The organism is Pseudomonas sp. CCOS 191 (assembly GCF_001007005.1).
Lineage (GTDB): Bacteria > Pseudomonadota > Gammaproteobacteria > Pseudomonadales > Pseudomonadaceae > Aquipseudomonas > Aquipseudomonas soli.
This window is the reverse complement of record NZ_LN847264.1, coordinates 2,403,929-2,418,368: the sequence shown is the minus strand read 5'-3', so window position 1 is coordinate 2,418,368 and position 14,440 is coordinate 2,403,929. Positions and strand designations below refer to the sequence as shown.

Genomic DNA, 14,440 nt, shown 5'->3' with positions numbered 1-14,440 from the left:
GCGCTCCCTGGTGGACAGCGACTTTACGGAGTCGAGCAGCTCTTGCACTTTGAATGTCTCCCGCTAAGCGATCAGATTATCTATTTCCTGTGCAGTAAGACGTTTCAAGGCCTCCAAGGATTTAGTCAGCTCGTCATGGGCATTGGCGACCTGCCCCGACTTGCGCTCCACCACCTGGCTGAAGTCGGCCAGCGTGGCCTGTTCGAACAGCTCGTTGAGGCTCAGGTCGACGCCCAGTTGCTCGCGCACCCGGCCGATTACCTGGACGATCAGCAGCGAGTGTCCGCCGAGGTCGAAGAAGTTGTCCTGCAGGCCCACCCGCTCGACCTGCAGCACCTCGGCCCAGATCGCCGCCAGCTTGCGCTCCAGCTCCGTGACCGGCGCCACGTGGGCTGCCTGCAACTGGCTCGCGTCCGGCAGCGGCAGGGCCTTGCGGTCGAGCTTGCCGTTGGGGGTCTGCGGCATGCGTGCCAGGCCGACCAGATGGCTCGGCACCATGTAGTCCGGCAGGCCGGCCTTCAAGTGTGCACGCAGCTCGCCGCGCAGCGCTTCCACGCTTTGCTGCGCATCGTGCAGCACCAGGTAGGCCGCCAGCTGCTTGCCGGCCGGGCCATCGATATCGATCACCGCGGCCTCGCGGATCGCCGGATGCAACAGCAGGCGCTCCTCGATTTCGCCCAGTTCGATACGGAAGCCACGGATCTTCACCTGGTGGTCCAGACGCCCGACGTACTCGATCACCCCGTCCTCGCGGTAGCGGGTCAGGTCGCCGGTGCGGTACAGGCGCGCGCCCGGCTCGCTGGCGAACGGGTCCGGGACGAAACGCTCGGCGGTCAGGCCCGGGCGGTTGTGGTAGCCCCGCGCCAGGCCGTCGCCGCCGATCAGCAACTCGCCACGCGCGCCTTGCGGCAGCACGTCGAGCTCGTCGCTGACCACGTGCAGGCGGGTGTTGGCCAACGGCCGCCCCAGCCACACGTCGTCGCTGCCGGTCAGGTAATGACAGGCCGACCAGATGGTGGTCTCGGTCGGGCCATAGACGTTCCACACATGCCCGGCCTGGGCGATCAGGCGCTGGGCCAGCTCGGCGCTCAGCGCCTCGCCGCCGCACAGTACCTTCTTGCCGGCGAAGGCTCCGGGCGCGGCGGCGTCCAGCAGCATGCGCCAGGTCGACGGGGTGGCCTGGACGACGCTGACTGCCTGGGCCTGGATCACCGCCAGCAACGCCTGCGGGTCCTTGTTCACCTGCTCGCCCAGCAACACCACGCAGGCACCGCGCAACAACGGCAGGTACAGCTCGAGGCCCGCGATATCGAACGACAGCGAGGTCAGCGACAGCACCTTGTCATGAGCATCGATACCCGGCTGGCGCGCCATGCTGCAGAGGAAGTTGACCAGCGCATCGTGGCGGATGGTCACGCCCTTGGGCTTGCCGGTGGAACCGGAGGTGTAGATCACATAGGCAAGGTTTTCCGGGTGTGCCAGCGGGCGCGGATTGTCCTGGCTGTACTCGCCCGGCAGCGCCTGGTCGAGGCACAGGCTGCGCACCTGCGGCGGGATCGGCAGGCGTTGCACCAGGCTGGACTGGGTCAGCAGCAGCGCGATGCCGCTGTCCTCCATCATGTAGGCCAGGCGGTCCTCGGGGAACTGCGGATCCAGCGGCACATAGGCGCCGCCGGCCTTGAGCACCGCCAGCAGGCCGACGAGCATGTCCAGGCTGCGCTCCACCGCGATCCCCACCAGCACATCGGGGCCGACGCCCAGGCTGCGCAGGTGGTGGGCCAGGGCGTTGGCGCGCTGGTTCAGTTGCGCGTAGCTCAGCGACTGCTCGCCCAGCACCGCGGCGACGGCCTGCGGCGTGCGGGCAGCCTGAGCCTCGATCAGCTGCTGGACGGTCTGCCCGCGCGGGTAGTCGGCGGCGCTGTCGTTCCAGGCGTACAGGGTGCGCTCGCGCTCTTCGCGGCTCAGCAGCGGCAGTTCGGCGACGCGCTGCCCGGCGTCCTGGCAGATACCCTGCAACAGGTTGCGCCAGTGCTCGGCCATGCGCGCCACGGTCGCCGGCTCGAACAGGCTGGTGGCGTAGGTCAGGGTCGCGCTCAGGCCGCCTTCGTGTTCGGCGGTGTCCAGGGTCAGGTCGAACTGTGCGGTCTGCTTGTCCGAAACCAGCCCCTGCAGGCTGAGGCCCGCAAGTGCGCGGGATTCACCCAGCACCTGGGTCTGGTGGTTGAACATCACCTGGAACAGCGGGCTGTGGCTCAGGCTGCGCTCGGGTTGCAGGGCTTCGACCAGTTGCTCGAAGGGCAGCTCCTGGTGCGCCTGGGCGCCCAGGGCGGTGTGCTTGACCTGTTGCAGCAGTTCGTCGAAACGAATCTGCGGTTCGAAGCGCGCATCCAGCACCTGGGTGTTGACGAAGAAGCCGATCAGGCCTTCCGTCTCGGCCCGGGTGCGGTTGGCCACCGGCACGCCGACACGGATGTCCGACTGGCCGCTATGGCGATGCAGCAAGGCCTGGAACGAGGCCAGCAGGAGCATGAACAGGGTCACGTCATGCTGCCCGGCCAGCGTCTTGAGCTGGGCAACCAGGCTTGGCTCCAGGTCCACCGGTAGACGCGCACCCTCATACTGCTGCACCGCAGGGCGCGGGCGATCGGTGGCCAGTTCGAGGATCGGCTGGGTGCTGCCCAGGCGCGCCTGCCAGTAATCGAGCTGACGCTGTTGCTCGCCGGCTTCCATCCACTGGCGCTGCCAGGTCGCGTAGTCGGCGTACTGGAAGGCCAGCGCCGGCAGTTGCGGGGCCTGACCGTGCAGATGGCTTTCATAGCCGCGCACCAGTTCGTCGACCAGGATCGGCATCGACCAGCCGTCGGCAACGATATGGTGCAGGACCAGTACCAGCACATGCTCGTCGGCGGCCAGGCGCAGCAGGCGGGCGCGCAGCAACGGGCCCTGTTGCAGGTCGAACGGCTGGCGCACCTGGGTCTCGACCCAGGCCTGCACGCCGGCTTCGTCCAGGGCTGCCGTGGTGATGTCCAGCGGCGTTTGCAGCCGCGCATGCACCACCTGCTCGGCACTGTCGCCCTGCTGGCGGAAGGTGGTGCGCAGGGTTTCGTGACGGGCGATCAGCGCGGCGAAGCTGCTGCGCAGTGCCTCGATATCCAACTCGCCCTTCAGGCGCAGGGCCGACGGGATGTTGTAGGCGGCACTGGCCGGCTCCAGCTGCCAGAGGAACCACTGGCGCTGCTGGGCGTAGGACAAGGCCAACGGCTGGCTGCGGTCCACGACGGTGAACGCCGGCGCCTGGCTGGCCGCGCCTTGGCCGGCGGCCTGGGCAAAGGCTTGCAGGTCGGCGGATTCGAACAGGCTGCGCAGCGACACTTCCACGTTCAGGCGCTGGCGGATCCGCGAGGTGACCTGGGTAGCCAGCAACGAGTGGCCGCCGAGTTCGAAGAAGTTGTCGTGCAGGCCGACCTGCTCGACCTTCAGCACCTCGGCCCAGATCGCCGCCAGTTGCTGCTCCAGCGCCGTGCGCGGGGCCACGTAGCCCTGTTGCAGCTGGCTGGCGTCCGGCTTGGGCAGGGCCTTGCGGTCCAGCTTGCCGTTGGCGGTCAATGGCCACTGCGCCAAGACCAGGAAGTGCGTCGGCACCATGTAGTCCGGCAGGTTGGCTTTGAGGTGCTGTTTCAGCGTGTCGCGCAGGGTTGCATGATCGGCAGCTGGATCTTGAGCGATCAGGTAGGCGGCCAGTTGCTTGCCCCCTGCCCCGTCAATATCCAGCACCAGCACTTCGCGCACCGCCGCATGTTCTTGCAGGCGCGCTTCGATCTCGCCCAGTTCGATACGGAAGCCACGGATCTTCACCTGGTGGTCGATTCGGCCCACGTACTCGATCACGCCCTGTTCGCGGTAACGCGCCAGGTCGCCGGTGCGGTACAAGCGTCCGCCTTCACTGGAGAACGGGTCCGGTACGAAGCGTTCGGCGGTCAGCGAGGCACGGTTGTGGTAACCCCGTGCCAGGCCGGCGTGGCCGACATGCAGTTCACCCGTGCAGCCCTTGGCCACCGGGTTGAAATCGGCGTCCAGCACGTACATCGACAAATCCGGGATCGCCGCACCGATCGGGCTGCCCGCTTGCTGCGTGTCGGCAAAGCGGATCGGCCGGTAGGTCACGTGCACGGTGGTCTCGGTGATGCCGTACATGTTGATCAGGTTGTCGCACTCTTCGCCGAAGCGCTCGAACCACGGCTGCAACGCGGCCACATCCAGGGCTTCACCGCCGAAGATCACGTAGCGCAGCGAAAGATCGGATGCACTGTCACAGGCCACGCGCATCAGCGGCTTGAACGCCGATGGGGTCTGGTTCAGCACGGTCACGCCCTGCTCCACCAGCAACTGGTGGAAGTCTTCCGGCGAGCGGGTCACTTCACGCGGGACGATGACCAGGCGGCCACCGTGCAGCAGCGCACCGAAGATCTCCCATACCGAGAAGTCGAAGGCGTACGAGTGGAACAGCGTCCACACATCCTGCGCACCGAAACCGAACCAGGCGTCCGTCGCCTTGAACAGACGCAGCAGGTTGTGGTGCGGCAGCAGCGTGCCTTTCGGCTTGCCGGTGGAACCCGAGGTGTAGATCACATAGGCCAGGTTGTCTGGCTGGGTCAGGTGCTCCGGATTCGCGTCGCTGTAGCCGGCCAGATCATCTTCGAGAGACAGGCTGCGCACATGCGCCGGTACCGGCAGATCGGCCAGCAAATGGCCTTGAGTCAGCAGCAACTGAATGCCGCTGTCTTCCATCATGTAGCTCAGACGATCCTGCGGGTATTCCGGATCCAGCGGCACATAGGCGCCCCCGGCCTTGAGGATCGCCAGCAGGCCGACGATCATCTCGAAACCACGCTCCACCGCGATGCCCACCAGCACATCCGGCCCCACGCCCTGCGCGCGCAGCTTGTGCGCCAGGCGGTTGGCGCGGCGGTTGAGCTGGTCATAGCTCAACGCCTGCCCGGCGAAGGTCACGGCGATCGCTTCAGGCGTGCGCGCCGCCTGCGCTTCGATCAGTTCCTGGGTGCAAGCCGTAGTTGGATAGCTGGCAACCACCTGCTGGTCTTCCACCGGCAGGCTGAGCGCACCCAGGGCACGCTGACCATCAGCCGCCAACTGCGCGAGCAGGTGCTGGAAGTGCCCCGCCAACTGGTCGATGGCCTGCTCGCTGAAGCACTGGCGATCGAAACTGAAGCTCGCCTCCAGGCGCTCGCCCACCTGCACCACCAGGGTCAACGGGTAGTTGGTCTGCTCCTGGTTCTGCACCTCGCCGAACTGCAGGCCTTGCGGCGCGCCCTGTTGCAGCGCCTCGGCGACCGGGTAGTTCTCGAATACCAGAATGTTGTCGAACAGCGCTTCGCCGCTCCAACCGGCCCAGCGCTGGATCTCGTACAACGGCGTGTGCTCGTGCTCGCGCAGGGCCAGGTTCAGCGCCTGCACCTGCTGCACCCAGTCGCCCACGATCTGTTCCGGGCGTGGGCTGGCGACCACCGGCAAGGTGTTGATGAACAGCCCCAGCTGCTCCTCGACGCCCACCAGCTCCGCCGGGCGGCCGGCCACGGTGGCGCCGAAGGTCACGCTGGCCTGGCCGGTGTAGCGTTGCAACAGCAACAGCCACGCGGCCTGGACCAGGGTGTTGAGGGTGACCCGCTGTTCCCGGGCGAAGTCCGCCAACTGCTGGGTCTGCTGCGGCTCGAAGCGCAGCGCCAGGCTGCCATGGCCTCGCCCCTGGGCCGTGGACTTGAACGCCTGTACCAGTCGCGTTGGCTCGTCCAGCTCGGCCACCTGGGCGCGCCAGAAGGTTTCGCTGGCCTGCTGGTCCTGGCCCTGCAGCCACTGGATATAGTCGCGGTAGCGGCTGGTCCTGGCGCTCGGGGCGACGCCGCTGTAACGCTGCAGCACCTCGCCGAGCAGGCGCGAGCTGCTCCAGCCGTCCATCAGGATATGGTGGCTGGTGTAGATCAGGTGATGGCCGCCGTCCGCCGTGCGGAGCAGTGTCAGGCGCAGCAGCGGGCCGCTGGCCAGGTCGAAGCCAGCCTGGCGCTCGGCCTGGGCCACTGCGTCCGGATCCTGGCCCTGGTCGAGTTCGACGAACGGCACCTGCACCTGGCGCCGCACTACTTGTACGGGCAACGGCAGGTCCTGCGGGAAGCAGCTGCGCAGCACTTCGTGATTGTCCACCACCGCCTGCCAGGCCGCGCGGAAGCGCGCCACATCCAGCCCCTGCACGCTCACGCGCAGCTGGTTGATGTAGTTGCCCGCGTCCTGCTCGTAGAGGCTATGGAACAGCATGCCCTGCTGCATCGGCGACAGCGGGTAGAGGTCTTCGATGTCCCCCGCAGCCAGCGGCAAGCTGTCCAGTTGCGCCTGGGTCAACTCGGCCAGCGGGAAGTCCGATGGTGTAACGCCCTGGTGCGGCGCCTGGGCGCAATGCTCGACCAGCTCGGCCAGCACCTGCTCGTAGCGGCGCGCCAGGGCCTCGATGGTCTCTGGATGGAACACCTCGCGGCTGAAGCTCCAGTCCAGCTCCAGCTCGCCCTGGTAGACCTGGCCGTTGATACCGAGCCAGTTGCCCAGCGGGCTGTCCAGGTCCTGGGGGGCGCCACTGCCCTCGCTGGCCGGAGTGAACAAGGCGCCCTCGGCCTGGGCGAAGCTGCCGTCGAACTGGCCGAGGTAGTTGAAGGTCACCCGTGGCTGCGGCAGCGCCTGCAGGCGCTCACGCATGTCGGGCTCGCCAAGGTAGCGCAGCACACCATAGCCGATGCCTTTGTTCGGCACCGCACGCAGTTGTTCCTTGATCGCGCACAGCCCCTCGCCAAGCCCTTGGGCCGGCGCCAGGCGTACCGGGAACAGGCTGCTGAACCAGCCGAGGGTGCGGCTGAGGTCCAGTTCGGGGAACAGGTCCTCGCGGCCGTGGCCTTCGAGCTGAATCAGTACCGAATCCTCTCGGGTCCAGTCGCACAGTACCCGTGACAGGGCCGCCAGCAGCAGGTCGTTGACCTGGGTGCGGTAGGCGGCAGGGGCCACCTGCAGCAGCTTGCGGGTCAAGGTTGCGTCCAGGCGTGACGAGGCATGGGCGAGGTGACGATTGGTCTGGGCGCCCGCCGGGTTATCGCGGGGCAACTCGCCGCCAGCGGTTTCAAGGCCGCGCAGCCAGTGGTCGGCCTCGGCCAGCAGCTCCGGGCTGCGGGCATAGGCGCCAAGGCGCTCGGCCCAGGCCTTGAGCGAGCTGCTCTTGGCTGCCAGCGTCACGGCCTTGCCGGCGGCCAGGGCCGTGTAGGCCAGTTGCAGGTCTTCCAGCAGTACCCGCCAGGACACACCGTCGACCACCAGGTGGTGGATCACCAGCAACAAGCGCTGCTGGCCTTCAGGCAGCTCTACCAGCAGCGCTCGTAGCAGCGGCCCCTGAGCCAGGTCGAGACTGCGCTGGGCCTGCTCGGCCAACGCCGGCAGCTCGGCCAGGTCACTCAGTTGACGAACCCAGAGGATATCGCCGGCCTTGGCAGGCTGGAATTCGGCCTGCCAGGCCTCGCCCTGGGTGAAGCGCAGGCGCAAGGCGTCGTGCTGGGCCACCAGCGCCTGCAATGCGCCTTGCAGATGGTCGGCGCCAAGGCCCTGGGTCGGCTTGAGCAGCAAGGCCTGGTTCCAGTGTTGACGCTCGGGGATAGCGCTTTCGAAGAAGCGCGCCTGGATCGGCAGCAATGGCATGGAACCACTGACCTGCTCGGCCGCCACGGCCTTTTTCTCGATGCGCTTGGCCACCGCCGCCAGTTGGCCGATGGTCTGTTTTTCGAACAGTTGCTTGGGGCTGAGCTTGATGCCCTGGCGCTTGGCCCGGGCGATAATCTGCAGGCTGAGAATCGAGTCGCCGCCCAGCTCGAAGAAGTTGTCGGTGCTGCCGACCTGGTCGAGCTTGAGCACCTCGGCCCAGATGGCAGCCAGGGCCTCTTCGATCTCGCCGACCGGCGCGGTGTACTGGCGCCGGGCGACACCCGGCGCCGGCAAGGCGCGCTTGTCCAGCTTGCCGTTGGCGGTCAGCGGCAGGCGGTCAAGGACCAGGACCTGCGCCGGCACCATGTAGTCCGGCAGCCGATCCTGCAGTTGCTGGCGCAAGGTTTCACCCTGCAGCTCCTGCCCCACGCACCAGCCGACCAGTTGCAGACGGCTTTCGTCGCCTTCCACCGGCTGCGCCAGGACCACCGCTTCGGCGACCCCGTCCAGCCCCCGCAGCACCCGCGCCACCTCGGCCGGCTCGACGCGATAACCGCGCACCTTGACCTGGTCGTCGGCGCGGCCGATGAATTCCACTTGGCCCGAACGATTGCGCCGCACCCGGTCGCCGCTGCGGTACAGGCGCTGGCCAGGCCGCGTCGGGTCCGGCAGGAAGCGTTCGGCGGTCAGGCCTGGCTGGCCCAGGTAGCCCTGGGCCACGCTGGCGCCACCGATGTACAGCTCACCGGCGACCTGATCGGCCACCGGGTTGAGCACATCGTCGAGCAACAGCACATGGGCGCCCGGCAGGGGCTCGCCCACCGGCACGGCGCGGGCGCCCTCGGCAAGGCTGGCCACTTCATGGGTCAGCACGCCGACCGTGGTCTCGCTCGGGCCATAGTGGTTGATCAGGCGGCAGCCCGGCTTGAGCCGGCGTACCTGCTCCACCAGGGCTGGCGTGCAGGCCTCGCCACCGACGATCAGCGCATGCTGGGGCAGCACATCGGCGGGGTTGCCGGCTTGCAGCAACGCCGCCAGGTGGCCGGGGACGATCTTCAGTACGCCGACCTGGTGTTCGGCCATGTAGCGGGCGAAGGCGTCCGGGTCGAAGCCCAGCGTCTCGGGCAGTACATGCAGCAGGCGCCCGGCACACAGGGCACCGAACAGCACGGTGTGACCGAGGTCGGCGGCGATGGTCGAGACCAGCGCCATGCTCGCCCCCGGCGCAGGCGCCAGGCGTTCGAGCAGGCCGGCGACGTAGCTGGCCAGGGCGCCATGGCTGACCAGCACGCCCTTCGGCTGACCAGTGGAGCCGGAGGTGTGGATCACGTAGGCCGGCGATTCGGCCCACAGCGTGAGCGCCGGCGCGTTGGCCGGCAGGTCCTGCCATTGTTCGGGGACATAGGCCAAGGTCAGGCGATCGGCGGCAGCCAGGCTGGCCAGTCGCGCATCGCCAGCGGCGCACAGCAGCACCTTGGCTTGCGCGGCGTCGAGCATCTGCCGCAGGCGCGTTTCAGGCGCCTTGGTGTCCAGCGGCATGTACACGGCGCCAGCCTTGAGGATACCGAGCATGCAGGTCAGCCAGTCCAGCGAACGCTCCATCAGCACCGCAACCGGTTGGCCGCTGACCACACCCTGTTGTTGCAGATGATGGGCCAGGCGGTTGGCGGCCTGGTCCAGAGCGGCGAAGCTCAGGCTGTGCTCCAGGCTGCAAGCGGCAAGCGCCTCGGGCTGCCGGTGCACCTGCTGCTGCCACTGTTCCAGCACCAGCGCCGGCACTTCACGCTGCGGCGCCTGCTCGCTGCGCAGCGGCGCGGCCAGGCGGTGCAGCGGCAGCTGCGGGGCGTCGAGCAGCTGGCCCAGCAACTCGATGAAGGCAGGAATGAAGGCCTCGACGGTCGAACGCTGGTAGAGGTCGCTGGCGAAGGTCATTTCGCCATGGATCAGCTGACCGTCGTCGGTGATGTCCAACGCCAGGTCGAAGTGGGTGCCGACCTTGTCCAGCGGGTACTCGGCGACACTCAGGCCCGGCAAGGCCAGCGAGCGCTGACGCTGCATGCCGACGTTCTGGTTGAACTTGACCTGGAACAGCGGGTTGTGGCCGAGGTTGCGCTCCGGCACCAGCGCGTCCACCAGTTGCTCGAACGGCAGCTCCTGGTGCGCCTGGGCGCCGAGCACCGCTTCGCGCACCTGGGCCAGCAGGTCATCGAAGCTCAGGCGCTCGTCCACCTGGCAGCGCAGCACCTGGGTGTTGACGAAGAAGCCGATCAGCCCCTCGACCTCGGCACGGCCGCGGTTGGCGTTGGGCACGCCGATGCGGATATCGCGCTGCCCGGCCTGGCGCGACAGGAACAGCGAGAAACCGGTCAGCACCAGCATGAACAGGGTCATGCCCTGGGCGCGGGCGTAGCCGCCCAGGCGTCGGGACAGCTCGACGCCGAAGTCGAAGACCAGGGTCTGGCCGTCGAAACTCTGGGTCAGTGGACGCGGGTAGTCAGCGGCGACCTCCAGCAGCGGTTGTTCATCGCCCAACTGCTGGCGCCAGTAGTCGAGCTGGCGCGCGCCCTCGCCGGCCTCCAGCCAGCTGCGCTGCCAGATGGCGTAGTCGGCGTACTGCACCGCCAGCGCCGGCAACTGCGGTGCATGGCCCTGGGTGAACGCCTGGTAGCTGTGCACGAACTCCTTGACCATCACGTCCATCGACCAGCCGTCGGAGACGATGTGATGCATGCACACCAGCAGCACATAGTCCTCGGCCGCCAGCCGGTACAGGGTGGCGCGCAGCAGCGGGCCGTGCAGCAGGTCGAACGGCTGGTGACTGGCCTCGCGCACCCGCGTGGCCAGCTCGGCCTCACGCTGGTCAGTGGCGATGGCGGTGAGGTCGACCTGTTCCAGGGGCACGGCCAGATGATCGAGGATCACCTGGCGCGGCTGTTCGCCCTCGACCTGGAACACCGTGCGCAGCGCCTCGTGGCGCGTCGCCAGGAAGTCGAATGAGCGCTGCAGCGCCGACACGTCGAGCCGACCGTTCAGGCGCAGGCCAGCAGCCATGTTGTAGGCCGCGCTGTGCGGCTCCAGCTGCCAGAGGAACAGCAGGCGCTGCTGGGCGAAGGACAAGGGGATGCTGGCGAAGTCGTGCCGCGACTCGACCACCGGCAACAGGCTGAAGTCCTTGCCGTCCTCACGCAGCTTGGCGAGGAACTGCCGGCGCTGCTCCTGGGGCAGGCTGACGAACCGTTTCGCAATGCGTACCGCCATGTTGCCACTCATGCCTCAACCCCTTCCAAGGAACCCAGGAACGCGTCCATATCCGACCAGTCGTCATCCGTATCGCCGCCCTGCAGCCGGGCCAGCTCGGCGGCCAGGTCACCCAGCGCCGGTTGTTCGAACAGGCTGCGCAATGGCAGCACCAGGCCCAGCTGATCCTTGATCCGCGCCAGCACCTGGGCGGCCAGCAACGAGTGCCCGCCGAGTTCGAAGAAGTGATCGTCCAGGCCGACCTTCGGCACGTTCAGCACGTCCATCCAGATCTGCGCCAGTTGTTGCTCGACGGCGCTCTGCGGCGCCCGGTATTCGGCCTGCAACGCACTCGGGTCCGGTGCTGGCAGGGCCTTGCGGTCGAGCTTGCCGCTGGGCGTGAGGGGCAGGCGCGGCAACAGCAGCAGGTGGCCGGGCACCATGTACTCGGGCAGGCGGGCCTTGAGCAGGCTGCGTATCTGCTGGCGCAAGCGCGCCTGCTCGGCGGCATCCTGCTCGGCGGCGTCAGGCACCACATAGGCCACCAGTTGCAGGCCGCCGGTCATCGGCAGGGCCAGCACCACCGCTTCTCGAACCCCCGGGCACTGCTGCAGGCGCGCCTCGATCTCGCCGAGCTCGATGCGGAAACCGCGCACCTTGACCTGGTGATCGACGCGGCCGATGTATTCGATGGCGCCATCGGCGCCCAGGCGCGCGCGGTCGCCGGTGCGGTACAGGCGTTCGCCCTGGGCGAACGGGTCGGCGACGAAGCGCTGGGCAGTCAGTGATGGCTGGCCGTGGTAGCCACGGGCCAGGCCCGGGCCGCCGATGTACAACTCGCCCACCGCGCCCTGGGGCAGCAGTTCGAGGTCATCGTCGAGGATGTACAGGCGACGCTGCGCCAGGCCCTGGCCAATGGGGATGCCACGCCAGGACACTGCCTCATGGCCAAGCCCGGTGCAGTCGTGAATGGTCGAGACCACCGTGGCCTCGGTCGGGCCATAGGTGTTGAGCAGGCGCACATGGCCGAACCCTGCCAGTTGCCACAGGCGCAGCCCGTCCACCGCCATCGCCTCGCCGCCGACGTGGATCTGGCGCAGCGCGCCGTAGCTGGCCGGCGGACGCGCGGCGAAGTCCTGCACCAGCCAGTACCAGTAGGCGGCCGGCAGGTCGGCGAGGGTCACACCGTGCTCGATCAGCACTTCGTGCAGGGCGGCGCTGTCCCACAGGCGGGTATCGCGCAGCACCACGCAGGCGCCATGGCACAGCGGCGGGAAGAACTGCTCGACGAAACCATCGAAGCTGCTGGTGGCGAACTGCAGCACCCGGTCGCCTTCGCGCAGGTCGCTGTAGTCGATGGCGCGGGCAATGAACTCGCTCAGGGCGCCGTGGCTGATCGCCACGCCCTTGGGCCGGCCGGTAGAGCCTGAGGTGTAGATCACATAGGCGAGGTTGTCGGGCACGACGGTCAGCGGCAGGTCAGCGACCGGCTCGTCTTCCAGTTTCAGCTGGTCCAGGCACAGGCAGCGCACTGCCTCCCGCGCCGGCAGGCCAGGCAGCTGCACGGAAGTGGTCAACAGCCACTGCAGGCCGCTGTCCTCGAGCACATGGCCGAGGCGCTCGGTCGGTGCCTGCAGGTCCAGCGGCACATAGGCGCCACCGGCCTTGAGCACGGCCAGCAGGGCCACGGCCAGGTCCAGCGAACGATCCAGGGCCACACCGACCAGGCTATCGGGGCCGACGCCCTGGCGGCGCAGGTAATGGGCCAGGCGATTGCTTCGGGCGTTGAGCTCGGCATAGCGCATCGACGGCGCCTCGGCGCCATTGGCCAGGATCAGCGCCAGCGCCTCGCCGCTGCGCGCGGCCTGGGTTTCGAACAGGCGCTGCACCGGCTCCCACGGCGCCACATCGGCCACCGGGCACAGCAACGCCTGGCGCTCGGCCTCGGCCAGCATCGGCAGCTCGCCCAGGCGCTGGCGCGGATCGTTGCACACCGCGCGCAGCAGGTTGCGCCAGTGCCCGGCCAGGGCACTGATGGTGGCTTCATCGAAGATATCGGTGGCATAGGTGAAGGCGGCGAACACCTGCTCGCCCTCCTCCCGGGTGTCGAGCATCAGGTCGCTGGTGGCCGCATGCTGGCGGCGGCTGCCGGCCAGCTGCTCGGCGCTCAGGTAGCCCACGCGCAGGCCGCAGTCCAGGCGCACGTCCTTGAGGTCGGTGACCAGCGGCTGGTGGTTGAACATCACCTGGAACAGCGGCGTGTGGCTCTGGCTGCGCTGGGGCTGCAAGGCCTCGATCAGCGCGTCAAACGGCAGGTCCTGATGCGCCTGGGCGCCGACCGAGGCCTGGTGCAGGCTGCGCAGCAGTTCGCTGAACGGCGTCTGCGCGCTGAACTGGCTGCGCAGCACCTGGGTGTTGACGAAGAAACCGACCAGCCCCTCGGTTTCGCTGCGGTTGCGGTTGGCGATCAGGCCGCCGACGCGGATGTCGGCCTGCCCGCTGTAGCGGTGCAGCAGGGTCTTGAACACCGCCAGCAGCACCGTGGACAGGGTCACGCCGTGCTGCTGGGCCAGTTGCTTGAGATCTTCGCGCAGGCCAGCGTCGAGCACCAGTTCCAGGCGCTCGCCCAGGTGGCTGGGCTGGGCCGGATAAGGCCGGTCGGTCGGCAGCTCCAGCAACGGGTGCTCGTCGCCCAGCTGCTCGCGCCAGTAGTCCAGCTGGCGCTCGCGCTCACCGGCCTCCAGCCAGCTGCGCTGCCACAGTGCGTAGTCGCGGTAATGCACCTTGATTTCCGCCAGCGCAGGCTCGCGCCCCGCCACCAGGGCGTCGTAGCTGCGCATGAATTCGTCGATCAGGACGTTCATCGACCAGCCGTCGGCGATGATGTGATGCAGGGTCAGCAGCAGCACGTGCTCCTGGGGCGCCAGGCGCAGCAGGGCGATGCCGAACAGCGGGCCGCGCTCAAGGTCGAAGGCCTGGGTCGCCTGGGCCGCCATCTGCTGGTGGGCGCGCTCCCAGCGCGTGGTTTCGGGCAGGTCGGCCAGGTCGAACAGCTGGATGCCTACCTGCGCTGGCTCGGCCACCCGCTGCACGGCGTGCTCGCCGTCCTGGGCGAAGGTGGTGCGCAGGCATTCGTGGCGGCCGACCAGCAAGGTGAAGGCCCGCTCCAGCGCCTGGACCTGCAGCTCGCCTTCCAGGCGCACGGCCATCGGCAGGTTGTAGGCGGCACTGTGGGGTTCCAGCTGCCAGAGGAACCACATGCGCTGCTGGGCGTAGGACAGGCCGTCGCGCTCGCTCAGGCCGACACAGGACGACATGGGCAACTGCGCGAAATCGATACCCTCGCGTCGCATCCCTTCGAGGAACAAGCGACGCTTGTCCAGGGGCAACTCGATGAAACGGCGGGAAAGTTTCTGGGCGTCTGCGGCATTCATGTGTGGGGTCCTTGCTGATCGGC

The 14,440-nt window shown here is 68.0% G+C and carries 2 protein-coding genes; both read right to left on the bottom strand.

Annotation, left to right across the window (positions count from 1 at the left end; genetic code table 11):
* Positions 1–63 precede the first annotated feature (63 nt).
* Complete coding sequence (locus CCOS191_RS11050; RefSeq protein ID WP_046855229.1) at positions 64–11,016, bottom strand: non-ribosomal peptide synthetase; 10,953 nt, start codon at positions 11,014–11,016, stop codon at positions 64–66.
* Positions 11,013–14,417, bottom strand: coding sequence for a non-ribosomal peptide synthetase (locus tag CCOS191_RS11045; RefSeq protein ID WP_046855228.1), 3,405 nt, complete (start codon positions 14,415–14,417; stop codon positions 11,013–11,015). The genes CCOS191_RS11050 and CCOS191_RS11045 overlap by 4 nt, the downstream gene beginning before the upstream one ends.
* Positions 14,418–14,440: the final 23 nt, after the last annotated feature.

Excerpts from the sequence above, each read along its gene's own strand:
- CCOS191_RS11050 (WP_046855229.1), bottom strand. The coding sequence starts at position 11,016 with ATGAGTGGCAACATGGCGGTACGCATTGCGAAACGGTTCGTCAGCCTG.
- CCOS191_RS11045 (WP_046855228.1), bottom strand. The coding sequence starts at position 14,417 with ATGAATGCCGCAGACGCCCAGAAACTTTCCCGCCGTTTCATCGAGTTG.